The sequence below is a fragment of the [Erwinia] mediterraneensis genome, from assembly GCF_900604315.1.
Lineage (GTDB): Bacteria > Pseudomonadota > Gammaproteobacteria > Enterobacterales > Enterobacteriaceae > Pantoea > Pantoea mediterraneensis_A.
The window spans coordinates 909,743-933,264 of sequence record NZ_LR026978.1; the positions used below are offsets into that span (position 1 = coordinate 909,743).

Consider the following 23,522-nt stretch of genomic DNA (forward strand, 5'->3'; position numbering starts at 1 on the left):
AACATTCAAGAGAACACAAAGATATATGTTATCTATTATTAATTAGGCTATTAAAACAAACCACTATGTCTGGCGTGTGAACGCTAGCGGGCTATAAAAAGAAAAGCCTGATAAATCTATCAGGCTTTTTTTGTTATGACAGGGCGGGTAATTCCGCTAGTGGCCAGCGTGGTCGTACGCTGATGCCCAGATCGCTGGTGCCGCCGCCTTTCAATCGCACCATACCGGCATAGGCGATCATGGCGCCGTTATCGGTACAGAGTGATGGACGGGCATAAAACACCTCGCCGCCACGCGCCTGCATCACTTCCGCCATACGCGCCCGCAATGTCTGGTTAGCGCTGACGCCGCCGGCGATCACCAGACGTTTAAAACCGGTCTGGTCGAGCGCACGCTTACATTTAATTGAAAGTGTATCCACGACCGCATCTTCAAAGGCGCGTGCAATGTCCGCACGGGTTTGATCATCGTTATCGTGTTCACGGATCGTGTTGGCAGCAAAGGTCTTCAGGCCGGAAAAGCTGAAATCGAGGCCAGGACGATCGGTCATCGGCCGCGGGAAAGTAAAGCGCCCTGCCGTGCCCTGCTGCGCCATTTTCGACAGCATCGGCCCGCCGGGATAATCGAGTCCCAGCAGCTTGGCGGTTTTATCAAAGGCTTCACCGGCCGCATCGTCAATCGATTCGCCCAGCAGCTGATATTCGCCAATAGCAGTGACAGCGATCAGTTGGGTGTGACCACCCGAGACCAGTAACGCCACAAAAGGAAAGCCCGGTGGATTATTTTCCAGCATCGGCGCCAGCAGATGCCCTTCCATATGATGTACCGGCACCGCCGGCACGCCCCAGGCAAAGGCCAGCGAACGCCCGATAGTGGCGCCGACCAGCAGCGCGCCGACCAGACCGGGTCCGGCAGTATAGGCGACAGCATCAATCTGGTTCGCCTGCAGGCCAGCTTCTTTCAGCGCGGCCTGAATCAGCGGGACGGTTTTGCGCACATGATCGCGCGATGCCAGTTCCGGTACCACACCGCCATAATCGGCATGCAGTTTCACCTGACTGTAAAGTTGATTGGCCAGCAGACCGGCCTCATCGTCATAAATTGCGATACCGGTTTCATCGCAGGACGTTTCAATACCCAGAACACGCATAGCAGTTACCCCTTCTTACGGCGCGCAGTGTATCACAGCTGATATGCGTGGGAGCCCGTATTGCGTGGAAAAAGTGTTTTTCCGTCGCGCAAAGAGTGCGCTATACTCAGCGCCCTGAAAAAAACCGGCAGCCGCAGGCAAAGGCGCCTGTTGGTTTCAAATTGTTCATGGTGCTTTACAAACCGGCGTGAGTTGGAGTAAAATGCTGCACCATTTTGAAATGTGCTGGCGCCGCAGCCAGCAGCAAAAACCGAATTTTATCGAGGTGAGAGTTACATGCCGGTAATTAAAGTACGTGAAAACGAGCCGTTCGACGTAGCACTGCGTCGCTTTAAGCGTTCCTGCGAGAAAGCAGGTGTTCTGGCTGAAGTTCGTCGTCGTGAGTTTTATGAAAAACCGACCACAGAACGTAAGCGCGCTAAAGCGTCTGCCGTTAAACGTCACGCCAAAAAACTGGCTCGTGAAAACGCACGCCGCACTCGTCTGTACTAATCTCTTTGGGAGGTTCGCCTCCATCGCGTGTTAAACGCAGAGCGAGTCAAGTAAAAGGCCGTGCTTTCCGAAAGGAAGCGCGGCTTGTTGTCGTTTATGAGCTGAAAAATCGGGGCCTATGGCTGGACGAATCCCACGCGTATTTATAAATGATTTACTTGCCCGCACGGATATCGTGGATCTGATCGATGTCCGCGTTAAGCTGAAAAAGCAGGGTAAGAACTATCATGCGTGCTGTCCTTTCCATAATGAAAAAACCCCCTCTTTCACCGTAAACGGCGAGAAACAGTTCTACCATTGCTTCGGCTGTGGTGCGCATGGCAATGCCATCGACTTCCTGATGAATTATGATCGTCTGGAGTTTGTGGAGAGCATCGAGGAGCTGGCCACTCAGCATGGCCTGGAAGTGCCTTACGAAGCGGGCAGCGGTCCGAGCCCCCTCGAACGTCACCAGCGCCAGACGCTTTATCAATTGATGGATGGCCTGAACGGTTTTTACCAGCAGGCGCTGCGACAAAATGACGCCCAGCGTGCGCGCGACTATATCAGCGCCCGCGGCCTGAGCCAGGCTATCATCGATCATTTCGCCATTGGCTATGCCCCGCCCGGCTGGGATAACGTGCTCAAACGTTTCGGTACGCATCAGGAGGATCGAGAGTCTCTGATGGAAGCCGGGATGCTGGTCAAAAATGATAAAGGACGTACCTATGATCGTTTTCGCGATCGGGTCATGTTCCCCATCCGCGACAAGCGTGGGCGGGTAATTGGTTTTGGCGGACGCGTACTGGGCAACGATACGCCCAAATATCTTAACTCGCCGGAAACCACCATTTTTCATAAAGGCCGTCAGCTGTATGGCCTGTTCGAAGCGCAGAAGAGCCATCCGCAACCGGCACGCCTGCTGGTGGTGGAAGGTTATATGGATGTCGTGGCGCTGGCGCAGTTCGGTATTGATTATGCGGTTGCGTCACTGGGCACCTCAACCACCGCCGAACATATCCAACTTCTGTTCCGTACGACAGACACTGTTATTTGCTGTTATGACGGCGACCGTGCCGGTCGCGAGGCGGCCTGGCGTGCGCTGGAAACCGCCCTGCCTTACATGAATGACGGTCGTCAGCTACGCTTTATGTTTCTGCCTGACGGCGAAGACCCGGATACGCTGGTGCGTAAAGAGGGGAAAGAAGCGTTTGAAGCGCGTATGGAGCAGGCGATGCCGCTCTCGACGTTTCTGTTTGACTCGCTGCTGCCGCAGGTGGATCTCAGCACCCGGGATGGTAAAGCGCGCCTGAGCACGCTGGCGCTGCCATTAATCAGCCAGATTCCGGGAGAGACGCTGCGTATTTATCTGCGTCAGGAATTGGGTAACAAACTGGGAATTCTGGATGACAATCAGCTTGAAAAGCTGATGCCGAAACAGGCAGTAAGCGGTGCGTTACCGGTCGCGCCTCAGCTGAAGCGCACGACCATGCGCGTGCTGGTAGCTTTACTGGTGCAGAACCCGCATCTGGCGACGCTGGTCCCTTCATTACAGGGACTTGAGCAGTCAAAGATGGCCGGTTTACCGTTGTTTGTCGAGTTAGTGACCCGATGCGTCGAGAACCCTGGCCTGACGACCGGCCAGCTACTAGAGTTATATCGCGGGACAAATTTTAGCCAGACCCTTGAAACCCTCGCCATCTGGAACCACATGATAGTGGATGAAGAGGTAGAAGCGGTATTTCAGGACTCCCTGGCAAGCGTTTACGACTCGGCGCTTGAACAGCGTCTCGAAGCATTGATTGCGCGCGATCGCACTCAGGGCTTAAGCGCTGAAGAGCGTCGTGAGCTGCAATCATTACTCACTGCTCTGGCAAAGAAATAAAGTTATAACTGGATCGAGGGATGACGGATTAGCCAGCCCCAACAGCGCACGATCCGGTGGGAGGATGGCGAGTAAGCCAGCCCCGACCTGCTTTTCAGGGGCGTGTGCGGCGCCGCCAGTTTTGTGACCGCCAGCGCGCAGCAACCGGAGCGTACCCGAGGTACGTGAGGATTGCGAGCACTGCCGGGGACAAAAATGGCCAGTAAGCCAGCCCGACAACTGATTTAAGGGCGTGTGCGTCGCAGCCAGTTTTGTGACCGCCAGCGCGCAGCAACCGGAGCGTACCCGAGGTACGTGAGGATTGCGAGCACTGCCGGGGACAAAAATGGCAAGTAAGCCAGCCCGACAACTGATTTAAGGGCGTGTGCGTCGCAGCCAGTTTTGTGACCGCCAGCGCGCAGCAACCGGAGCGTACCCGAGGTACGTGAGGATTGCGAGCACTGCCGGGGACAAAAATGGCAAGTAAGCCAGCCCGATAAGTTAACACAAGCGGCTTGAGTGCCGATAAACATGGGCAAAGCCCTGGCCGCGACGAAGGCAGCGGCGATAATATCAAACGCCTTCATTGTTATTGTTGGCTCGCTGCCGACCAACACCAATCAAATTAACAGAAGTGTGGATACCGTCTTATGGAGCAAAACCCGCAGTCACAGCTTAAGCTACTTGTCACCCGTGGTAAGGAGCAAGGCTATCTGACCTATGCTGAGGTCAATGACCATCTGCCGGAAGATATCGTCGACTCCGATCAGATCGAAGACATCATCCAGATGATTAACGACATGGGTATTCAGGTGGTGGAAGAAGCCCCTGATGCTGATGATCTGATGTTGAATGAGAACAGTACCGATACTGACGAAGATGCCGCGGAAGCCGCCGCCCAGGTGTTATCCAGCGTAGAATCTGAAATTGGCCGCACCACTGACCCGGTACGTATGTACATGCGTGAAATGGGTACCGTTGAACTGCTGACGCGTGAAGGCGAAATCGACATCGCTAAGCGTATCGAAGATGGTATCAACCAGGTCCAGTGTTCCGTTGCGGAATATCCGGAAGCGATCACTTATCTGCTGGATCAGTACGATAAAGTAGAAGCGGGTGAATCTCGCCTTTCCGATCTGATTACTGGCTTTGTGGATCCGAACGCTGAAGAAGATCTGGCCCCGACTGCCACGCACGTCGGTTCTGAGCTTTCAGAAGAAGATCGCGACGACGAAGATGATGAAGACGAAGAGAGCGACGACGACAGCGCTGATGACGATAACTCTATCGATCCTGAACTGGCACGCGAGAAGTTTGTTGAACTGCGTAACCAGTATGAGGTGACCCGTAACGTCATCAAGAGCAAAGGGCGTAGTCACGCCGATGCCATCGCTGAGATTCAGAATCTTTCCGACGTTTTCAAACAGTTCCGCCTGGTACCGAAGCAGTTCGACTACCTGGTGAATAACATGCGTGAAATGATGGAGCGTGTCCGTACTCAGGAACGCATCATCATGAAACTCTGCGTCGAGCTGAGTAAGATGCCGAAGAAAAACTTCATCACCTTATTCACCGGCAACGAGACCAGCGAAAGCTGGTTCAAAGCTGCACTGGCGATGAACAAGCCCTGGTCGGAAAAGCTGAAAGACGTGGAAGAAGACGTTCAGCGTTGCCTGCAGAAACTCACGCAGATTGAAGAAGAGACCGGCCTGACCATCGAGCAGGTCAAAGATATTAACCGTCGTATGTCGATTGGTGAAGCCAAGGCTCGTCGCGCCAAGAAAGAGATGGTGGAAGCGAACTTACGTCTGGTGATCTCCATCGCCAAAAAATACACCAACCGTGGCCTGCAGTTCCTTGATCTGATCCAGGAAGGCAACATCGGTCTGATGAAGGCGGTTGATAAATTTGAATACCGTCGTGGCTATAAATTCTCAACTTATGCCACCTGGTGGATCCGTCAGGCGATTACCCGCTCTATTGCCGACCAGGCGCGTACCATCCGTATTCCGGTGCATATGATTGAGACCATTAACAAGCTCAACCGTATTTCGCGCCAGATGCTGCAGGAGATGGGCCGCGAGCCGACGCCGGAAGAGCTGGCTGAACGCATGCTGATGCCGGAAGATAAAATCCGCAAGGTGCTGAAAATCGCTAAAGAGCCAATCTCTATGGAGACGCCGATTGGTGATGATGAAGATTCGCATCTGGGCGATTTTATCGAAGATACCACGCTGGAGCTGCCGCTCGACTCCGCCACCTCAGAAAGTCTGCGTTCTGCAACGCACGACGTGCTGGCTGGCCTGACTGCGCGTGAAGCGAAGGTGCTGCGTATGCGTTTTGGTATCGATATGAACACCGACCATACGCTGGAAGAAGTAGGCAAACAGTTTGACGTTACGCGTGAGCGTATCCGTCAGATTGAAGCGAAAGCGCTGCGTAAGTTACGCCATCCGAGCCGTTCGGAAGTGCTGCGTAGCTTCCTTGACGACTAAGCCATCAGCGTTAAAAACCCCGGCTTGCCGGGGTTTTTTTTGCCTGTCAGCAGGCTAATTGTCCTGATGATGTAGCGCCAGATAGAGCTGGCGATAGGCAGCGACCAGCTCTTCCAGCGAGGCGCGATTCAGGCCGCTGGGATTGGGTAATACCCAGATTTGTGTTTCACCGGCAAGGTGCGGCTGTCTCCCCCACTCCGCTTTGCGCTGACCAAAGGCGCGTTTATAGGCATCTTTGCCCAACACCGCCAGCGCCCGTGGCCGGTAATGCATCACCTTATCCTGCAGCCGGGCTCCGCCTTCGCGCAGTTCCTGTGCCGCCAGTTCGGTCGCCTGTACTGTGGGGCGCTCAACCAGCATGGTAATGCCGCAGCCGGTTTCCAGCAGTTGCTGCTCCTCTTCAGGCTTCAGCTGTGTGCGGGTAAATCCCGCCAGATGAATTACCTTCCAGAAACGGTTTCCCGGATGGGCAAAATGAAAGCCGGAATGGGCAGATGACTTGCCGGGATTAATGCCGCAGAACAGAACGTTCAGATCCGGCGCAAGGATATCGCTTATTGCGTGTTCGCTCATGCGGCTTCGCTCTCCAGACCGGCGCGGGCTTTCAGGGCTTGTCGACTGACCGCCAGCATCTGGCTGGCACGCGCGTCATCCGGACATGCACGCGCCAGCGCCAGCGCACCGCTCATTTCTGCCAGCATGGTCATCGCCAGATCGTCCGCCTGCGCATAACCCAGCTTACGTAGCGGCGTAGCCAGCCGCTTGCGCACCGCCTCCATACCGGCGGTAAAACGCGTACGCGTCTCAACCGGCAGATGTGCCGCTTCGCTCATCAGTGCCGGCAGCGGGCAGCCCTCTGCCGGATGATTACGATGCTCCTCAGAAAGATAGAGATCGATAAACTGGCTCAGCTGTTCAGCGGGATCGGTCGCGGTAATGGCCGCATCGGTACGCTGAGCCGAATCGGCAAACATCTGCTCTAATACCGCCTGCACCAGTTCCTCACGTGAGGAAAAGTGCGCATAGAACCCGCCGTGGGTCAGTCCTGCTCGTTTCATCAGGGCCGCAACGCCAATGCCTTCAGTGCCGACCTCACGCATGATACGCGCCGCCTCGTCCAGAATACGCTGACGCGTACGCGCTTTGTGACTCATTTTTTCCATGCGTTTTCTCTCTCCACCAGAAACAGATCAAGGTTAGCAATGATAGTAATTATTACGACCATCATCTTCCAGCTTGACGTTAAATATTATGATCGTCATATTTGGTGGGTAAATATGATAACCATCATCTGAGGAATCCACCATGTCAACACAACAACACCCCGGCGTTGCCCTGATTACCGGTGCATCCAGTGGCATTGGCGCTACTTATGCAAAACAGCTTGCCGCCCGCGGCTATGATTTGATTCTGGTGGCGCGTGATAAAGCGCGTCTGATCGCCCTGGCTGAGACACTGACGCAGCGTTATCACACGCAAGCGCAGGTCTTTCCGGCCGATTTAACGCAGGAAAGCGACCTGCAACGCGTCGAGGCTCTGCTGCAGCATAATGCTGACATTACCCTGCTGTTAAACAACGCTGGTATGAGCGTGGAAGGCAGTTTTTTGTCGACTGATACTGCGCAGGTGCAAAACATGCTGGCATTAAATGTGGTGGCACCCACCCGCCTGGCGCAGGCGGCAGGGAGGGCGTTTCAGGCGCGCGACAACGGCACTATTATTAATATCGCCTCGGTGGTCGCCCTGATGCATGAGCGGTTTAACGGGGCCTATAACGCCACAAAATCCTTTCTCCTGATGCTTACGCGCGCCATGCAGACGGAACTGGCCGGGAGCAAGGTACGTATTCAGGCGGTGTTGCCCGGCCTGACGCGTACAGAAATCTTTGACCGTGCCGGTATGTCGGTCACCGCGATTCCGGCGGAGATGCTGATGGAGGTCGATACCCTGGTAGAGGCCGCGCTGGCCGGATTAGCGCAAGGCGAGTTGGTGACAATACCAACCCTGGAAAATTACGGGCTGTGGCAGGAGTATGATCAGGCACGTAGTGCGATGCTGCCCTTTTTATCGCTCAGTCAGTCTGCGTCGCGCTATCGCCAGCAATGAATCGGTATCTGACAAGAGGAAAGGCAGATCAGTATGATTCAGCTACCTGCCTCCCCCGCCTGCCAGAGCCGAATCACAAAAGCCAGATTTTGCGTCCTTTCTTATGGAAGTGCCGGAATTTACAAGAATTATTACTGATTTTTTTGCTGTGTAAAATTCAGGCAACCAGCCGGAGATAGCTGGATCGCCTCGCACAGATACTTTATAATCCCCGCTCCGCTGGCCCCTTAGCTCAGTGGTTAGAGCAGGCGACTCATAATCGCTTGGTCGTTGGTTCAAACCCAACAGGGGCCACCAAATAAAACAAGGAGTTAGATGAGAAATCGTCTGACTCCTTTTTCTTTTCCTGCGATTTGGGTCAGGTAATGGGTCAGGTAAGGAATTGCCTCCTTGCTCTCTTCATCTCGCTGCAAGCATCCCCGGATAGTGATGAAAGCCAGTAGCACTGCCCGTATTATTCACCGTACCAAATTTTTACGGCTTTGCTGTAACAGACCAGTTGCCTGCCGCGCTCGCAGAATATCGACAGCCCGAATATAAGAAGATTGCTCCTGCCAGCTAAATCCCTTCCTGTCGATACGGACCAGCTCGTATTTTTCCACCAGAAAATTCACGGCATCAGCCAGGGTGATACCGGCATTGATGTGTTCCTGAATCACAGTTTCATCACTGAACGGCGTGTCGTTTAGCATCAGGCCATAGTGCTGTTTCAGTAGGCGTGTCAGTAACATTTGCCAGACTGCAACGGGCGACAGACAGGGCTTCGCCGCCCGCGAAATTGTAGCAGGTAGAGTTTTCATGTTTGCTCTCGTGAAATTTGTTAGCGTTGAGTGGGATAAATGGCGATGTATACGTAGCCACAACTACCAAGGGTATCGGCTTCGCAGGTGAAACCGTTGCGGTAAAGGGTGACGCAGTGGGCATGGCGAGGATTCATTTCACCAGTGGTCAGCATTGATTCCATCTGACTGATAAAATGCGGAAATGCGACATCCAGCTTCAGGCATTCGGCATCACTAAACTTACCGGTGATATTTGCCCGGTCAGCCAGATAGTGCAGCCGGTTGCCCTCCTGCACCAGACGGGTTCCCAGACGCGGCGTGATATCCCGTTGCAGTCCCCATGTGGCGTTACTCCTCATCAGCTTCTCCTTTATTGTCAGTTCAGGGTGATACTCATCAGACAGGCATAAGGGCCGTTGCGGTCCTGGCGGCGTTCGGCGTATACCGCCAGCACGCCGGGAATGTCAGGAACTACCTGGCCGGTATAATGACAGACACTGCCGTGCCACTGGTATCTGCCGGTGCAGTAGCGAAAAATGCGGGAGGCCGGATGTTGGCGGTAAATCGTCATCGCCCGGCGTTTACTGATAATTTTCATGTAATATCTCAAAGCAGACCGTGTTCAGCGAACGACAATATCTGCGTGCCACCGACGATAAGGTGGTCAGGCACACGGATATCAACGAGCTGGAGCGCCTGCACCAGACGCTGCGTGACAGCTTTATCGGCCTGACTGGGTGTGGTGTCACCGGAAGGGTGGTTGTGCGCCAGTATCACCGCCGCCGCATTAAAGTACAGGGCCCGCTTGACCACCTCGCGAGGATGTACCTCGGTACTGTTAATGGTGCCGGTGAAAAGGGTTTCATAGGCAATCAACTGGTTCTGCTGATTGAGATAAAGCACTATAAACTCCTCTCGCTCAAGCCCGGCCATTTTCAACCGCAGCCAGTCGCGGGCGGACTGTGTGGAGGTGAACGCCACGCCAGTTTCGCGCAGGTGGCGGTCAAGCAGGGCCAGGGCATGTTGCACAGTGCGTTGTACGCTTAGTGGGAGTACCGGAGCCAGTGGGGTAATGGCAGAAATAGCAGGATAAACTTGGATCATCCAAAAAAATAAATGCAAAAAACACCTGATGTTAACGCTCACTGATCCAATAGAGCAGGTCACTTAACAGCCACCCGCAGGATTTCAGACCAATAGACTTACGCAGTGGAAACTTGCCAACCTGTTCCAGTTTCCACGCTGTAGAGCGGGAAATAGAGGTAATATATTGCCGTTCTTTCTCACGAACTAATCGGTCACAGGTTTCACCATAATCTCGTAAGACTTTGATACGTTGTTCATTAGTTAACTTAAATAGCATCATTTGAGTTTCCTTGTTGATAGCGTGAAATTATCATGCTTGAGCCAGGACACATGCACAACACTCGCGATTCTCATTAAGGAACAGGGAATTCAAAATCAAATAAAATACATTAATATCAACTGGTTACGCGATGTGCGGACTTTCCCTTATTAAGGGAGGTTATGATATGGCAGAGGAAAATGTGTACTCAGAAAGAAAATATTACAGAAGAGATATTTGAAGGATTCATGCTGGAGAAGAGTTGAATAGTGATTACAGAAACGGCTCTCCATAAAGTTAAATTTTCGTATTATCTGAGAATTACAAGCGTATTAAGAAGTAACTCTCAGATTAAAACAGGCTACTATTTAGCGCCCATTTTTTTGAATTCTGTACACCAGGCCTCAACAGTCTTTAACTCGAAAGAGTAATCAATTTTATATAGCGATACGAGGGAATCTAATTTTTTAAGTAAATCTTTTGCAACAAACTTATCAAGTTGATAATGTTCTTTGCTGAGAAGATAAATTGCATTTACTGCTGGAGGTCTTATTTTTGTTTCACCACGATTAACTTTTGATTTTTTTTCATCATTTGATAATTCTTTTTTCAGTTCATTATTTTCACCTCTGAGCATTTCAAGATCTTTGAGAAAATTTTCTTTATCCGCAAGAAAACCTTCCGCATCTTTACGATAGTTTTTTATATCATCTAAAAGATCGTTATTTTTTCTTCTTAAATCATTATTTATTCTAAGAAGTTCCTCAAAATTCTCTCTTGTAAAATCAGGATTTTCAACCATTTTCAACCCTTATAAAATCAATAAATAGTTTACAACTGCAATAAATTAAGATAAGTCATTACTGCGTACATTCAAGAAGTAACATATCGATTAGATTAAATCTGCACAATTGCGAATTAGCTCACAAATCCCTTTGCACACCCGGATGAGGACTTTACTGGACTGACCTACCCTCTCACACCTAAAATCCTGGCAGCAACTATAAGGAAATTTTTCATGAGCAAACATACATCATCTCTAGTGAGCAAAGCAAAAATCTACCGCGCCGTTGCCAGCTCGACCGCGATAGAAACCGGTGCTTCTGTACAAAAAATTGAGCAACAACTTGAACGTAACCAAGCGCAGGCAAAAGCCGTCGGTCTCGCCCGTTAATCTGGCAACATATCGCCCACCAGTTGCATCGTAAAGCAGTAGTTCCCTGACACACCTGCCAGCATGTATTGCCTCGAAGTAAAAGACCTTGAGTTCATCCCATAAGCTGTAATCCAGCAAATCTTTCCCCACCAGAACTGACAATACATCGCAAATTAACTGTAACAAGCATCCATCATCTTCCATGAACGGACGGTCCAAAATAAACGCCACACTGCATTCAACCAGATAGCTAGCCTCTGACAAGCCAGAGATTTCAGTTCACCAAAACGAGAGAGAAACGGCTTCTCATAGCCAGTAGTTGACGATTTCATGCACTCACATGTTCAAAAAATAGCGCCGCTGACGGATGACTTTCACAACCAACTGCTCGTTAGCAGCAGAACGCAACAAGCAGCGCTGACTGTGCACTGACTGCGGTGTTACATTTTCCGAAATTTTTTTACTAAAGTGACCAAGCCACAGGCCGATAACACCTAAAGTTATATTTCACATGATTATCAATATGATAATTTTTCAGGGACAACACAGCCCTGGTTTAACGGAACTTAAACATCTCTCTATGAATGACGATCTTAGGTCAACGCACAGTAACAATTCAGCACCGTTTAGGCAGCCATTATCTCCACAAGATGACGACGAAAATGGTAAAAAAAATATATCGACAGACCCGAGATTTACTCTCGATAAAGATGTCATCTTATCCCTGTCTACCCGCTCCTCTCTTGATGAATGTATGGCTCGTCTGCGTTTTCATAAAACGATCTACCAGGAATGGAATTTTTCAGCCGTTGATCCTATGGGGTCGACGGCGATACTAAATTTTTATGGCCCTCCCGGCACCGGGAAAACGCTTTGCGCCGAGGCACTGGCTGGACAGTTACGGATGCCCTTTATTGCTCTTGGTATTGCAGAACTGGAAAGCAAGTTTATGGGAGAAACGGCTAAAAATATCCAGGCTGCTTTCGCGCAGGCTAAGGAAACCGGAGCGCTGCTCTTTTTCGATGAAGCCGACACATTACTGGGGAAACGACTCTCCTCTGTCACACAAGGCGTTGATAATGAAGTTAATGCGATGCGCTCTACGTTACTGATCGAGCTGGAGCGTTTTGACGGCATTGTAGTTTTCGCGACTAATTTCGCACGTAACTATGATGAGGCGTTCCGCAGCCGTATTGGCTATCACGTTGAATTTACGCTTCCTGATCTTACAGCCCGCCATCAACTCTGGAACAAATTCCTGGTTGCTGAAATTCCACTCGCAGAAGAAAGAGAAAGTCTTCTCACCGCCGCAAGCGAACTATCCGAAGGCCTGGCAGGACGTGAGATCCGTACCTGTATGCGTCTGGCACTGCCTAAAGTGCTGCTGGAAGCAGAACGCACCGGAGAGGCTGCACAACTTAACATCGCTCATTTACGGAGTGCGATAGAACAGGTTTTGGCCTCCCATCAGGCGATAGCCAATCATTCGGGACGTACAGCCAGTGAAGTCAACACAGCAAAAAAATTATTAGGTATCCAATAAAAACAACAGGAGAAGATTATGGGTTTCTGGTCAAGTGTCGGCAGTTTTTGCAGCAGCGTAGCAAGTGCAGTGACAAGCACTGCTAGCCGGGTATGGAATGGTATTAAAGAAACCGCAGCTAAAACCGTTTCTTGGATGGCAGAGAAAGCTGAGACCTTTGTGGGAAGCGTAAAGAGTGTCTGGGAAAAGGTGAAACCATTTATCAGTAATGTGATCCGCCCTATCGTGCAAAACGCAGCAAAATTAGCTGAAAAGATGTTGCCACAATTCCCGTGGGTGGGTGGCGCTTTGAAAGCGCTGGATAAGGCGTTGGGGCTGCTGGTCGAATGGGATAAGAGTGATCTGGCGAAACGTATTGGTAAGGCCATTGAGTGGGCAATTAATAAAGCCAAACAACTTAAAGATTTGTTTCTTACACCGGAAGAAATGGATGAGGCCAGTGAGCATGAGCAAGCACTACGCGAAGCGCGTAATCAGATGCGCGGGGAAGCAGCAAGTGCTGTTGATCTGGCGAGCCTGATTACCTTATATGCCCAACTCTCAACGCGTATTAAGGACGTCTTGGATAACATTCAGATCAACGATTTCGAGCATTATCTGCGGTTACGCGCTTCGCAGAAGTTACTGAAAGATACTGAGCAGCATCTTACGCGTGCGCAGGACATTGATACGATAACCGATGACGACCTGTTTCTTATTGAAACTGGCAACGAATTTCTAAAACCCAACCCTCAGTTGAACGATGACGCAACGCAACGCTTGGATCGTGTTGTGATGGCGCGTTTTGGCAAGAAGCTTATCCCCTTCGTGTTCGAAGAGATGATAATGGCTTGGGGGTATAACCTGCAGGATATGGAAAATGAATGGAAATCGCTGAATGACGGTCTGTCCAAAGAACAAGTACTTCTGCGACGTCTACAGATTGGCCAGCGCCTTGGTGATCTTCAGGAAGATGAAGTACCAATGCTCAACGAGCTAGAAGCTCGTTTACCAGTGCAACAGGCTGAGATGGAAGCAAAACGCAAACGAACCAATGAAATGCGTAATTATGTTTTTGCAGCAGAAGGATTTCTGCAAATGCTCGAAAAAGAGCCTGAAGAATTTGCTGACCAAGAATATTTGATGGAAGACAGCAGCACGGTTGGGATGATTATTATTGAGTGTGCTCAGTTTGGTAAGCGTTGGGAAGAACTTAATACCGAGCAACAAAGTTTAATTATCGATTTTGCCAATATCTTTGAAAAAGCCAGCCGCGCACGTGCAAGCAAGCTTGTCGAGGTGGCTGCATGACGTTTCATGAGTTTTTTGCCTTTATATTGCCGGAATTCGACGTCATTCAGATGCTGTTTGGCGGCACAATGCTTTTTTTGGTTTTACTGACGATTGGTTTATTGCTCTGGCAGGCAAATCAGCGCTTTTGGGACAGAAAATGGCAAGGTGATGCACTGAATAATGGGGCAGACCATCTCGATGTTGAGCATGGTTCAGTCAACGAAATCAGCGCAGCAGTTGCCAGTCCCGCAGAAAAAATGGCCGACATTATGCCGGGCATTTTGTTAATTTTAGGGTTGCTAGGCACCTTTCTCGGTCTGGGAATTGCGCTTAATAAAGCATCGGATATTTTGATTGATGCTAACTCCGCAGGCATGGATAACGCCATGTCGAATTTGATGGGGATGATGGAAGGGCTGGGGACGAAATTTAAAACATCGACATGGGGGATCATGGCGTATCTGATCCTTAAAGTCTGTGCTGCTGGGTTAAGATATGACGAGAAGCGTTTGCGCTGGTGCGCTCAGCAGATGAAACAAGTGTTCGACCAGTCACGAGAGCAAAAGCGTGCTGAACATAAAGAGACCCAGTTGCAGTATCTGGCAGCATTACAGGGTTTGAACGATAGAATGCAGGTGGAAAGCGAAGCCACACGGCAGTTGCTGAGCAAGTTCTCTTCAGGTATGGAGTCGTTTTTACAACCCCTGATTGACCAAGGCCATGCTGCCGCACAACAACGCAAAATACAGGAAACATATCTGGAACAATTGACAGATATATCCCGTAGTACTCAGCAGCAACATATCGATGGATTGCAGCACGTATGCAACAGTATTCACGAGGCAAGTGAAAATTCCCGTCAGGCTAACCATTCACACCATTCCGAGGTAGCCGCGATCTATATGAGGATCGCCGGTCAGGGTGATAACGCTGAACAACAGCGTATTAACCAGAATGAGCAATTGGTAAAACTGCAAGACCTCTTGCATGAAATTCAAAACGATATCGTTAAGGGTACCAAAGATCAGTATGTGCAAAGGGAACAACAGATAACAGAGTTAACGACAACCCGAGAATCGTTACAGCACTTCATTAACACCAACAGTAGTAACCTGTCCGCAATTCAACATTCAGCCGAAAAAATGTCATCCGCAGCACAAGAAATGGGTAATTCCGCAGGTGATTTGCAACAGGTTATCGGCGATTTCCGTATGGGCATTACCGATATGTTAGGCACGGTTAAAACCGACCTTGGTTCCACCATCTCCCAAATGGGAGAAAGTTTTAGCCAGAATATGGAATCAATATCCACCAGTATGGCAAATGCAACAGATGGCATTTCCAGTGCAGTTACCGACCTTTCTCAAAACGTTGGCACCACAATGAGTGAAGTTCGAATTTCCATCGATCAGTCGATGAAAACTCAGCGTGATGCGCAGCGTGAATTTATGATCACTAGTGAAACTTTAAATGAAAAAGTGATCGCTATGACAAAACTGGTTGATGATTTGCGTGAGCAAATAGTTAACGGGCTAGCGGCGGTATCCAGCAGCAATCGGCAAGTAGCAAGCCTGAACAACCGTTATGCGGAGATGACGACATCAGGCGAAAGAAATGCAGATGCGATTGAAACGCTGGTGAATCAACTTCAGCTCATGCAGAAAGAGAGCCCTCTTCAGCCGGGAATGGACAGGGTCACTGCAGGTGTCGGTAAACTGGTGCACAGCATTGAATCATTACGTGATGAAATGCTGAGTAATACTGATACATCTGCCGCACTTTCTTCGCTCAATGACAAATTGATCCGTTCTCTGGAAGAGCTGGGGGGGATTCGTAAAATGCTGTCACCACCAGAACGGAACCACCTGGTTCAACAAATTGAAAAAAGCCTGACGCCACTTGCCATTACATTGCAACATATCGACCAAACGTTATCGACAATGAACATCGTTAATGATGCAGTCTGAGGTACTCACTTATGAAAGATAAACCTAATGAGTGGGTCTCGATCTCCGACCTGATGTCAGGAGTAATGGCTGTAGTTATGTTGCTGCTGGTGATGTCTGTACTACAGAAAACATGGTCAGATATTAAGCATAAGCAGGAAATGGAACATGGAATCAATGCCCAGCGAGCACGGGTAGGGGAAATGTTGGGAAGTATTAAAACCACGCTTGATGGAACGGCAAATGAAGGCTTAGTTGCACTGGATGTCAACTCGCAAAAAATTACGTTGCGCGATGGGATTTTCAACCGTGGCAGTGCCTGTATTGCATCTCGGGCAAGCCAGGCATTAACGACGATTGAAACGCAGGTTGTCAGATTTCTTAACGAATTTAAAAGCGGACAAGTTTATATTGAAGGGTATACGGATAATCTTCCGGTTACCCGTCCGGTGACTAATTTTGAAAGTTTTTGCACTGTCTATGACGATAATTTTACCTTATCGGCAGCTCGTGCAAGAGAAGCGCGTAAATTTATAGTTGGCGATCTTGCTCAGGCTTTTGCACGTCGGGTGATTGTTGCCGGATATGGTGACTCGCAGCCTATTCCCGGTATTGCACCGGAAGATGCACGTCAGCGTCGCATTGAAGTTCGGTTCGTGTTGCCAGAAAAGTAGTATTACCTGGCGTGATATTAATCGGAGTGTTTACGTGCTAAAGGTGAGAGCCTGTGCCGCCTTCAATGTACTGCCATTTATCAGAGGTGACCGCTCAGGTGGTCACCGAAATAAAGAAGAAAGTCCCCTATAACCCTTCGCCAGTATCTCGGCGGCATCGCAATTTTTTGATGCCGCAGAGAACCCCAGCCACATAACTTTCTTACCTAGTAGCCTTGTTCAGATAAATGCTACTTCCGCCCAAACAGGTTCACAACATTGTTTTCCTGCTGCCGCTGATAGTTGTTAACCCGATCCTCCCAGACTTCAAGCGCCCTGCGCTTTTCAGGCAGATAATCATAACGGTCATAGTGTTTCGAGCTAACGTCATTCAAAGCGTGATTCTGAATACGGTCGCGAATCTCTTTGCTGATCCCCGCCTCCCCCATCAGCGTTTTACAGGTGCGGCGTAAATCTCGTGCGGTGAAAACTTTAAACTCAGGATTAAAGGCCCGGAAATACATGATGGAACGCGCCAGGCTATCAGTACGTACCGGACGCTCACCGTTAGTTGATAGCGGGAAAATATAGGGACTGTTACTTTCCTTAGTCAGTTCTTTCACTGAGGCTAATTCCTGTAGCGCCGACTCAGTCAGCGGGATCAGATGCTCACGCTTGTTTTTCGATACATCGGCTATGACGAGTAATGTCTTTTGCTGCCAGTCAATCGCACTCCATTGGCTGGCAATTATTTCAAATGGACGCTGCCCGCCAGCATAAACACAGAAGCGGATCAGGTGCTGCATCAACGGCCCAACGTTGGTTGCCTGAGCGAACTGTTCCATGACAAAACGCAGCTCTTCCAGCGTTAACCATGTATCACCCACTTTTTCCGCTGAGGACTGCTTCGGTATGGCCGATACCGGATTAACTTCAAGCCCAAACGTAATGCCCACGCTGGTATTCATCGGATCGTTATCGGCTTTCAGACCGTAGTTAAATGCCGCCATCAGGTAGGAACGAATTCGGTTCGCATGGACCACCGCGTCACGCTGGATAATGCCTGAGAGGATGGTTTTGATCTGCAGAGGTGTTACATCCTTCGCTTTGGTTTCACGAGGGATAACCGTATAGCACTCTTTTTCAAGGCGCTTCAGGACATCGGCCCAGGTCCGCTTGTTGTCGAGCTTCATCTTGTTAACGTAACCATGCACCAGCTCTTCAAACGACCCCTGAGAACGATGAATCTGCATAATGTGCTGCTCGGCCAGGAGCTGTTGCTCAAGCTCTTGCTGGGGTTCTTTTCCTTCAACAAGCCAGGCACCATATTTTTTCGCCAGCTCATTTGCCGTCACCAGTTTCATCTCGGGCCAGATGCCCAACTGGATGAACTTCTCTTTCTTCCCTTTCTCAACGTAGTAACGGAAATAAAAAACTTTGCTGCCTGAAGGCTGAACCTTAACGCCAAGCCTGCCAGTACCACGCTGAGCGCTGTTGCTCCACACGTAGTACGCCGTACTTTTAGTCTTCAATCCACGTATAGCAGTCTCGGTGAGATTAGCGGCCATGAGGTTACCTTTATGAAAATAAGCGTTACCTGACCCGATGCCCATTTCGGGTCAGGTAACGGGTCAGGTAAGGATAGTACAATGGGAAAATGAGAGAACCAATCAGAAACAAAAATATCTTCATAACCGATTGATTATAGACAATTAAAAATACAAATTGGGACAATGACGAACAATTAAAAACATGCCGTATTTATGACTCACAATCGCTTGGTCGTTGGTTCAAACCCAACAGGGGTCACCAAATTATTCATTTGTTATCAACAACATAGACCCAAACACTCCTTGCCATACTAACTATTTTCTTTCGGTGTGTCGCAAAAGTGTCGCAGGAATTAGCTAATGCGAACCAGCGCGCCAACCTTTAAAACGACGAGTTAGAGGAAAATGGAAAGAAAAATTCCGCAGCCTTTAGTGTCAGTTGTAGCCGATCACATATCATCTACAGAAACCCATGCTGGTTTAAATAGTCTTTTTTTCTATGCCGATGCTCCGGGAGATGCCCCCGAGGGTTCGAAGCCTGTAAAAGCATTAGAATGGTTGCGTAGAATAAATAAAGAATGCGAAGACCCTCTATCTATACTTGGCAAGTTGATCGAGGGGTACATGGGGTGATGCTGCCAACTTACTGATTTAGTGTATGATGGTGTTTTTGAGGTGCTCCAGTGGCTTCTGTTTCTATCAGCTGTCCCTCCTGTTCAGCTACAGACGGGGTGGTGCGTAACGGTAAAAGTACTGCCGGACATCAGCGCTATCTCTGCTCTCACTGCCGTAAAACATGGCAGTTACAGTTCACATACACAGCCTCTCAACCCGGTACGCACCAGAAAATCATTGATATGGCCATGAATGGCGTTGGATGCCGGGCAACCGCCCGCATTATGGGCGTTGGCCTCAACACGATTTTACGTCACTTAAAAAACTCAGGCCGCAGTCGGTAACCTCGCGCATACAGCCGGGCAGTGACGTCATCGTCTGCGCGGAAATGGACGAACAGTGGGGCTACGTCGGGGCTAAATCGCGCCAGCGCTGGCTGTTTTACGCGTATGACAGGCTCCGGAAGACGGTTGTTGCGCACGTATTCGGTGAACGCACTATGGCGACGCTGGGGCGTCTTATGAGCCTGCTGTCACCCTTTGACGTGGTGATATGGATGACGGATGGCTGGCCGCTGTATGAATCCCGCCTGAAGGGAAAGCTGCACGTAATCAGCAAGCGATATACGCAGCGAATTGAGCGGCATAACCTGAATCTGAGGCAGCATCTGGCAAGGCTGGGACGGAAGTCGCTGTCGTTCTCAAAATCGGTGGAGCTGCATGATAAAGTCATCGGGCATTATCTGAACATAAAACACTATCAATAAGTTGGGACCATTACCTATCATTCTGAGCTTTTTTATTTACATACCTATACATATAGCTCATATGACGATAGCAAAAAATTAATATTGATGTTAGGGTGCGTGACTTGGATCACATTCCCCCACTATCTGGTTTACGCAAGAAAAATCCATGAATCTAAAAATCGAACCCGACGTAATTTTTTCGCCTAAAAATGGAACCGGTTCCACACGAAGGGAATTTCTGCTGGCAACGGCCAGGCTGACTCTGGCTGGCGCATTCGCTTCACTGTCAGGTAATGCGTTCGCGGCCAGCGTGGCGCGCGCCAGCGATCCCGTCACGGCTTTTATCGCTCTTTCCCGCACCATCACCGAGCATAAGCAGATCGACAGCGTACTGGCAGCACGGTTTTTTGACGCTTTTGCCGCGCGGGATAAACACTTCGCTGCCCGTCTGTCGCATCTTGCGCAACTGCAAAGCCCGGACGACAGCGCGCAGCAACTGCTGAATAAAGCGACGCAGGCAGGCCTGCATGATTTTCTCTACCAGATCGTGGTCGCCTGGTATACCGGCACGGTGGGCGACGATTATCACGGCACCTTAGTTGCGTATAAGCAGGCGCTGATGTACCAGACCGTGAGCGATGGTTTGATCGTGCCGACATACTGCGGCAATGGCCCCATCTGGTGGACCGCGCCCGTTCCCGCTGAAAATCCCAGCCTGATTGAAAATCTCTGATTCATTTAAAAGTACTAAAAATCATGAAAAAACCAGTGTTTACTGCGCAAGGCGATGCTTCGGCAGATATTGTGATCGTGGGTTCCGGTATTGTTGGCGGTATGATGGCCAACGAACTGGTCAGTCAGGGATATTCGGTACTGGTGCTGGAAGCCGGCCTGCGTATCGATCGCGCGCAGGCCGTGGAAAACTGGCGCAATATGCCGTTCGCAAACCGCGCAGGCTCCGACTTTCAGGGATTATATCCTCAGTCAAAATTTGCTCCGGCACCGCTCTATTTCCCGCGTAACAACTATGTCAACGTGACGGGTCCCAATGCTGACAGTTTTCAACAAGGCTACCTGCGCACGGTAGGCGGCACGACCTGGCACTGGGCAGCCTCCTGCTGGCGACATCATCCAAGCGATTTTGTCATGCAGTCGAAATACGGCGTGGGCCGCGACTGGCCGATAGGCTATGACGAGCTGGAACCCTGGTATTGCAAGGCTGAAAACGAGATTGGCGTCGCAGGGCCAAACGATCCCGCCAGACAATCACCCACGGAGCGCAGCCAGCCTTATCCGATGGATATGGTGCCTTTTGCCCACGGCGATAATTATTTTGCCAGCGTGGTAAACCCGCATGGCTATAACCTGGTACCGATTCCGCAAGGGCGAAGCACTCGCCCGTGGGAAGGACGCCCTACCTGTTGCGGCAATAACAATTGTCAGCCCATTTGCCCGATCGGTGCGATGTATAACGGCATCCATCATGTTGAACGCGCCGAACGCAATGGCGCGGTGGTGCTGGCGGAGGCGGTGGTTTATAAAATGGACACCGACAGCAATAACCGTATCACCGCGGTTCACTGGCTGGATACCTCTGGCGCTTCGCATAAAGCCACGGCGAAAGCCTTCGCGCTGGCCTGCAATGGCATCGAGACGCCGCGTCTGTTGCTGATGGCGGCGAATGACGCTAATCCCAACGGTATCGCCAACGCTTCCGATATGGTTGGCCGTAACATGATGGACCACTCCGGCTTCCACTGTTCGTTTCTGACGAAAGAACCGGTCTGGCTGGGCAGAGGTCCGGCGCAGAGCAGCTGTATGGTCGGCTACCGTGACGGCGACTTCCGACGCGACTACTCCGCGAACAAAGTGATCCTCAACAATATTTCCCGTGTGGTCACCGCAACGCAACAGGCGATGAAAAAAGGCCTGGTCGGCAAAGCACTGGATGAGGAGATTCGCTACCGCGCAGTCCATAGCGTGGATCTCTCCATCAGTCTGGAACCGCTGCCCGATCCGGAAAACCGTCTGACGCTGAGCAAAACCCGTAAAGATCCGCATGGCTTGCCCTGCCCCGATATTTATTACGACGTGGGTGATTATGTCCGTAAGGGCGCGGAAGCTTCTCACGCGCAGCTGGAGCATATCGGGCAGCTGTTTGACGCCAAAGAATTCACTATCAGTCAAGGCCTGAATGCCAATAACCACATTATGGGTGGGGTTATCATGGGGAAAAATGCAAAAGAGGCGGTTGTGGACGGCAATTGTCGGGCATTTGACCATGAAAATCTCTGGCTGCCCGGGGGAGGCGCCATCCCCTCCGCCAGCGTGGTGAACAGTACGCTGACCATGGCGGCGCTGGGGCTGAAGGCCGCTCATGACATCAGCCTGCGCATGAAGGGGGACGCATGAAACAGCTGTTGATGGCAACGTCACTCATGGCAGCGTTGACGTTAAGCGCTCCGGCAGAGCAGACCGATCTGACATTGTTGCGCCAGGGGGAACAGGTCGCCATTGCTTCGGATTGTCAGGCATGCCACACCGCTCCGGGCAGTGCAACCGCCTTCAGCGGCGGTTATGCGATCGCCTCGCCGATGGGTGTGATCTATTCCACCAATATCACCCCTTCTGCCGACGGCATCGGGCCTTACAGCGAAGCTGAATTTTCGCAGGCGGTACGCCATGGCGTACGCGCTGACGGCGCGCAGCTCTATCCCGCGATGCCTTACACCTCTTACAGCAAGATCACGGATGAAGATTTGCATGCGCTCTATTACTACTTTATGCATGGCGTGAAGCCGGTTGAGCAGAAAAACCGACAAACCAGCCTGCCTTTCCCCTTTAACCTGCGCTTCAGCATGTTCTTCTGGAACCTGATGTTTGCGGACGATAAGCCTTACCTGAGCGATGACAGCCAGAGTGCTGAGTGGAATCGGGGTAACTATCTGGTTAACGGCCTTGCGCACTGTAACACCTGTCATACGCCGCGCGGAGTATTGATGCAGGAGGCAGGCAACCGGCCGCTGGCTGGTGCGCCGATCGGCAGCTGGTACGCGCCTAACATCACATCCGATGCGATAAGCGGAATCGGTGGCTGGCGTAACGATGAGCTGGTTCAATACCTTAAGACCGGCCGGGCTGAGGGCAAAAACCAGGCGGCGGGCGGCATGGCCGAAGCGGTGGAGCATAGCCTGCAGTATCTGTCCGACAGCGATTTGAAAGCGATAGCGGTTTATCTTAAAAGCACGACGCCAATCCGTGACGAAGGCGACACGCAACCCGCCTACAGCTTTGGCAAACCAGCGGATGTGGAGAACAGCATACGCGGACGTAACGCCAATAACGCCAATCACTCACTGACGAATGGCGCGGCACTGTTCAGCGGCAACTGCGCCAGCTGTCATCAGCCAGACGGAGCCGGCAGCGCTAATCAGGCTTACCCTTCGCTGTTCCACAATACCGCGACGGGCATGCATAACCCAGCCAATCTGATTGCCGCTATTCTGTTTGGCGTGCAGCGCAACACCGCCGCGGGTCAGGTACTGATGCCGGGCTTCAGCTCACCCTCTTATGTTGACAAGCTGAGCGATGCGCAGGTCGCTGATATCAGTAATTTCGTGCTGGCGCATTACGGTAATCCAGAGGTCACCGTGAGTGCAGATGACGTTGCCTGGGTGCGTCAGGGCGGCCACCCGCCGCTGCTGGCCAGGGCGCAACCGTGGATTATGCCGGGCATAGTGGCGTTGATCGTCATTCTGCTTGCGGTATGCGCAGGATTAACCTGGCGGCGCCGACGTCGGATAGCCCGAGACAATGGATGATTGCA

General features: G+C 50.9%; 23 protein-coding genes, 1 tRNA gene and 1 pseudogene. 14 read left to right on the plus strand and 11 right to left on the minus strand.

All coding sequences use genetic code 11. The annotated features are described in order from the left end of the window. Nucleotides 1-133: 133 nt before the first annotated feature. The gene (gene tsaD / locus E0E17_RS04255) at nt 134-1,150 is read right to left on the minus strand and encodes a tRNA (adenosine(37)-N6)-threonylcarbamoyltransferase complex transferase subunit TsaD (protein ID WP_130831859.1); all 1,017 of its coding nucleotides are present in this window, start codon (nt 1,148-1,150) and stop codon (nt 134-136) included. 276 nt (nt 1,151-1,426) lie between these two features. Between tsaD and rpsU the strand changes: the two genes are divergently transcribed. From rpsU to rpoD, 3 genes are all read left to right on the plus strand, one after another. Then, on the plus strand, nt 1,427-1,642 hold the full coding sequence (gene rpsU / locus E0E17_RS04260; RefSeq protein ID WP_001144069.1) for a 30S ribosomal protein S21: 216 nt from the start codon (nt 1,427-1,429) through the stop codon (nt 1,640-1,642). Nucleotides 1,643-1,760: 118 nt separating this feature from the next. Beyond that, entirely contained in the window at nt 1,761-3,506 is a 1,746-nt protein-coding gene (gene dnaG / locus E0E17_RS04265; RefSeq protein ID WP_130831861.1) for a DNA primase, read from the plus strand. A 629-nt stretch (nt 3,507-4,135) separates the two neighbouring features. After that, nucleotides 4,136-5,980: an RNA polymerase sigma factor RpoD gene (gene rpoD, locus E0E17_RS04270; RefSeq protein WP_130831863.1), complete on the plus strand. Its 1,845-nt coding sequence runs from the start codon at nt 4,136-4,138 to the stop codon at nt 5,978-5,980. A gap of 54 nt (nt 5,981-6,034) precedes the next feature. Here the strand turns inward: rpoD and mug are convergent, their stop codons facing one another. Both mug and E0E17_RS04280 read right to left on the minus strand, forming a co-directional pair. Continuing rightward, nucleotides 6,035-6,553 (minus strand): G/U mismatch-specific DNA glycosylase, encoded by a 519-nt coding sequence (gene mug / locus E0E17_RS04275; RefSeq protein WP_130831865.1) that lies wholly within the window; start codon nt 6,551-6,553, stop codon nt 6,035-6,037. Next, nucleotides 6,550-7,143, minus strand: coding sequence for a TetR/AcrR family transcriptional regulator (locus tag E0E17_RS04280; RefSeq protein WP_130831867.1), 594 nt, complete (start codon nt 7,141-7,143; stop codon nt 6,550-6,552). The genes mug and E0E17_RS04280 overlap by 4 nt, the downstream gene beginning before the upstream one ends. A gap of 142 nt (nt 7,144-7,285) precedes the next feature. Here E0E17_RS04280 and E0E17_RS04285 point away from each other — a divergent pair, with 142 nt between their 5' ends. Both E0E17_RS04285 and E0E17_RS04290 read left to right on the plus strand, forming a co-directional pair. Then, nucleotides 7,286-8,086, plus strand: a complete 801-nt coding sequence (locus E0E17_RS04285; protein ID WP_130831869.1) for an SDR family NAD(P)-dependent oxidoreductase — start codon at nt 7,286-7,288, stop codon at nt 8,084-8,086. A gap of 221 nt (nt 8,087-8,307) precedes the next feature. Beyond that, a tRNA-Ile gene (locus E0E17_RS04290) sits at nt 8,308-8,383 on the plus strand. A gap of 161 nt (nt 8,384-8,544) precedes the next feature. Here the strand turns inward: E0E17_RS04290 and E0E17_RS04295 are convergent. The 6 genes from E0E17_RS04295 to E0E17_RS04320 all read right to left on the minus strand — a co-directional run bounded on the left by E0E17_RS04295 (nt 8,545) and on the right by E0E17_RS04320 (nt 11,015). After that, nucleotides 8,545-8,886, minus strand: coding sequence for a TA system toxin CbtA family protein (locus E0E17_RS04295; RefSeq protein ID WP_130831871.1), 342 nt, complete (start codon nt 8,884-8,886; stop codon nt 8,545-8,547). Nucleotides 8,887-8,906: 20 nt separating this feature from the next. After that, on the minus strand, nt 8,907-9,227 hold the full coding sequence (locus tag E0E17_RS04300; RefSeq protein ID WP_130831873.1) for a type IV toxin-antitoxin system YeeU family antitoxin: 321 nt from the start codon (nt 9,225-9,227) through the stop codon (nt 8,907-8,909). A gap of 17 nt (nt 9,228-9,244) precedes the next feature. After that, nucleotides 9,245-9,466: a DUF987 domain-containing protein gene (locus E0E17_RS04305; RefSeq protein WP_016151535.1), complete on the minus strand. Its 222-nt coding sequence runs from the start codon at nt 9,464-9,466 to the stop codon at nt 9,245-9,247. Between the two features lie 8 nt (nt 9,467-9,474). Further along, nucleotides 9,475-9,972, minus strand: a complete 498-nt coding sequence (locus tag E0E17_RS04310) for a JAB domain-containing protein (protein WP_130835461.1) — start codon at nt 9,970-9,972, stop codon at nt 9,475-9,477. 31 nt (nt 9,973-10,003) lie between these two features. Beyond that, nucleotides 10,004-10,234, minus strand: a complete 231-nt coding sequence (locus tag E0E17_RS04315) for a helix-turn-helix transcriptional regulator (protein WP_103821863.1) — start codon at nt 10,232-10,234, stop codon at nt 10,004-10,006. Between the two features lie 343 nt (nt 10,235-10,577). Continuing rightward, on the minus strand, nt 10,578-11,015 hold the full coding sequence (locus E0E17_RS04320) for a hypothetical protein (RefSeq protein WP_130831875.1): 438 nt from the start codon (nt 11,013-11,015) through the stop codon (nt 10,578-10,580). Between the two features lie 216 nt (nt 11,016-11,231). On the opposite strand from E0E17_RS04320, the gene E0E17_RS04325 reads away from it, so the two are divergent. Continuing rightward, nucleotides 11,232-11,387 carry a hypothetical protein gene (locus E0E17_RS04325; protein ID WP_103821861.1) on the plus strand — a complete coding sequence of 52 codons (156 nt, stop codon included), beginning with the start codon at nt 11,232-11,234 and terminating at the stop codon, nt 11,385-11,387. On the opposite strand, the pseudogene E0E17_RS20540 reads toward E0E17_RS04325, so the two are convergent. After that, nucleotides 11,384-11,683 (minus strand): annotated as a pseudogene (locus E0E17_RS20540) (hypothetical protein); the annotation flags it as partial. The gene E0E17_RS04325 and the pseudogene E0E17_RS20540 sit on opposite strands and share 4 nt — an antisense overlap. 197 nt (nt 11,684-11,880) lie before the next feature. On the opposite strand from E0E17_RS20540, the gene E0E17_RS04335 reads away from it, so the two are divergent. From E0E17_RS04335 to E0E17_RS04350, 4 genes are read left to right on the plus strand one after another with little or no spacing between them, the layout of a single operon-like run. Then, nucleotides 11,881-12,912: an ATP-binding protein gene (locus E0E17_RS04335; protein ID WP_237680758.1), complete on the plus strand. Its 1,032-nt coding sequence runs from the start codon at nt 11,881-11,883 to the stop codon at nt 12,910-12,912. Nucleotides 12,913-12,930: 18 nt separating this feature from the next. Further along, nucleotides 12,931-14,202, plus strand: a complete 1,272-nt coding sequence (locus E0E17_RS04340; protein ID WP_130831877.1) for a hypothetical protein — start codon at nt 12,931-12,933, stop codon at nt 14,200-14,202. Beyond that, entirely contained in the window at nt 14,199-16,151 is a 1,953-nt protein-coding gene (locus E0E17_RS04345) for a coiled-coil domain-containing protein (protein ID WP_130831879.1), read from the plus strand. Before E0E17_RS04340 ends, E0E17_RS04345 begins: the two co-directional genes overlap by 4 nt. Before the next feature lie 11 nt (nt 16,152-16,162). Then, nucleotides 16,163-16,804 carry an OmpA/MotB family protein gene (locus E0E17_RS04350; protein WP_130831881.1) on the plus strand — a complete coding sequence of 214 codons (642 nt, stop codon included), beginning with the start codon at nt 16,163-16,165 and terminating at the stop codon, nt 16,802-16,804. Between the two features lie 230 nt (nt 16,805-17,034). Here E0E17_RS04350 and E0E17_RS04355 read toward each other — a convergent pair whose 3' ends face one another. Beyond that, nucleotides 17,035-18,351: a tyrosine-type recombinase/integrase gene (locus E0E17_RS04355; protein ID WP_130831883.1), complete on the minus strand. Its 1,317-nt coding sequence runs from the start codon at nt 18,349-18,351 to the stop codon at nt 17,035-17,037. A gap of 665 nt (nt 18,352-19,016) precedes the next feature. On the opposite strand from E0E17_RS04355, the gene E0E17_RS04365 reads away from it, so the two are divergent. From E0E17_RS04365 to E0E17_RS04380, 4 genes are all read left to right on the plus strand, one after another. Beyond that, nucleotides 19,017-19,714, plus strand: a protein-coding gene (locus E0E17_RS04365; RefSeq protein WP_103215986.1) for an IS1-like element IS1A family transposase whose coding sequence is annotated in 2 segments (ribosomal slippage) — nt 19,017-19,266 and nt 19,266-19,714 — 699 coding nt in all. Because the reading frame shifts where the segments join, the coding sequence is not laid out codon by codon here. A 148-nt stretch (nt 19,715-19,862) separates the two neighbouring features. After that, a complete protein-coding gene (locus E0E17_RS04370) occupies nt 19,863-20,429 on the plus strand; it encodes a sugar dehydrogenase complex small subunit (protein ID WP_048783522.1) in 567 nt (188 codons plus the stop codon). A 23-nt stretch (nt 20,430-20,452) separates the two neighbouring features. Further along, nucleotides 20,453-22,108, plus strand: coding sequence for a GMC family oxidoreductase (locus E0E17_RS04375; RefSeq protein ID WP_048783519.1), 1,656 nt, complete (start codon nt 20,453-20,455; stop codon nt 22,106-22,108). Then, on the plus strand, nt 22,105-23,517 hold the full coding sequence (locus tag E0E17_RS04380) for a cytochrome c (RefSeq protein ID WP_130831884.1): 1,413 nt from the start codon (nt 22,105-22,107) through the stop codon (nt 23,515-23,517). The genes E0E17_RS04375 and E0E17_RS04380 overlap by 4 nt, the downstream gene beginning before the upstream one ends. Nucleotides 23,518-23,522 lie beyond the last annotated feature (5 nt).

Excerpts from the sequence above, each read along its gene's own strand:
- tsaD (WP_130831859.1), bottom strand. The coding sequence starts at position 1,150 with ATGCGTGTTCTGGGTATTGAAACGTCCTGCGATGAAACCGGTATCGCA.
- rpsU (WP_001144069.1), top strand. The coding sequence starts at position 1,427 with ATGCCGGTAATTAAAGTACGTGAAAACGAGCCGTTCGACGTAGCACTG.
- dnaG (WP_130831861.1), top strand. The coding sequence starts at position 1,761 with ATGGCTGGACGAATCCCACGCGTATTTATAAATGATTTACTTGCCCGC.
- rpoD (WP_130831863.1), top strand. The coding sequence starts at position 4,136 with ATGGAGCAAAACCCGCAGTCACAGCTTAAGCTACTTGTCACCCGTGGT.
- mug (WP_130831865.1), bottom strand. The coding sequence starts at position 6,553 with ATGAGCGAACACGCAATAAGCGATATCCTTGCGCCGGATCTGAACGTT.
- E0E17_RS04280 (WP_130831867.1), bottom strand. The coding sequence starts at position 7,143 with ATGGAAAAAATGAGTCACAAAGCGCGTACGCGTCAGCGTATTCTGGAC.
- E0E17_RS04285 (WP_130831869.1), top strand. The coding sequence starts at position 7,286 with ATGTCAACACAACAACACCCCGGCGTTGCCCTGATTACCGGTGCATCC.
- E0E17_RS04295 (WP_130831871.1), bottom strand. The coding sequence starts at position 8,886 with ATGAAAACTCTACCTGCTACAATTTCGCGGGCGGCGAAGCCCTGTCTG.
- E0E17_RS04300 (WP_130831873.1), bottom strand. The coding sequence starts at position 9,227 with ATGAGGAGTAACGCCACATGGGGACTGCAACGGGATATCACGCCGCGT.
- E0E17_RS04305 (WP_016151535.1), bottom strand. The coding sequence starts at position 9,466 with ATGAAAATTATCAGTAAACGCCGGGCGATGACGATTTACCGCCAACAT.
- E0E17_RS04310 (WP_130835461.1), bottom strand. The coding sequence starts at position 9,972 with ATGATCCAAGTTTATCCTGCTATTTCTGCCATTACCCCACTGGCTCCG.
- E0E17_RS04315 (WP_103821863.1), bottom strand. The coding sequence starts at position 10,234 with ATGATGCTATTTAAGTTAACTAATGAACAACGTATCAAAGTCTTACGA.
- E0E17_RS04320 (WP_130831875.1), bottom strand. The coding sequence starts at position 11,015 with ATGGTTGAAAATCCTGATTTTACAAGAGAGAATTTTGAGGAACTTCTT.
- E0E17_RS04325 (WP_103821861.1), top strand. The coding sequence starts at position 11,232 with ATGAGCAAACATACATCATCTCTAGTGAGCAAAGCAAAAATCTACCGC.
- E0E17_RS04335 (WP_237680758.1), top strand. The coding sequence starts at position 11,881 with ATGATTATCAATATGATAATTTTTCAGGGACAACACAGCCCTGGTTTA.
- E0E17_RS04340 (WP_130831877.1), top strand. The coding sequence starts at position 12,931 with ATGGGTTTCTGGTCAAGTGTCGGCAGTTTTTGCAGCAGCGTAGCAAGT.
- E0E17_RS04345 (WP_130831879.1), top strand. The coding sequence starts at position 14,199 with ATGACGTTTCATGAGTTTTTTGCCTTTATATTGCCGGAATTCGACGTC.
- E0E17_RS04350 (WP_130831881.1), top strand. The coding sequence starts at position 16,163 with ATGAAAGATAAACCTAATGAGTGGGTCTCGATCTCCGACCTGATGTCA.
- E0E17_RS04355 (WP_130831883.1), bottom strand. The coding sequence starts at position 18,351 with ATGGCCGCTAATCTCACCGAGACTGCTATACGTGGATTGAAGACTAAA.
- E0E17_RS04370 (WP_048783522.1), top strand. The coding sequence starts at position 19,863 with ATGAATCTAAAAATCGAACCCGACGTAATTTTTTCGCCTAAAAATGGA.
- E0E17_RS04375 (WP_048783519.1), top strand. The coding sequence starts at position 20,453 with ATGAAAAAACCAGTGTTTACTGCGCAAGGCGATGCTTCGGCAGATATT.
- E0E17_RS04380 (WP_130831884.1), top strand. The coding sequence starts at position 22,105 with ATGAAACAGCTGTTGATGGCAACGTCACTCATGGCAGCGTTGACGTTA.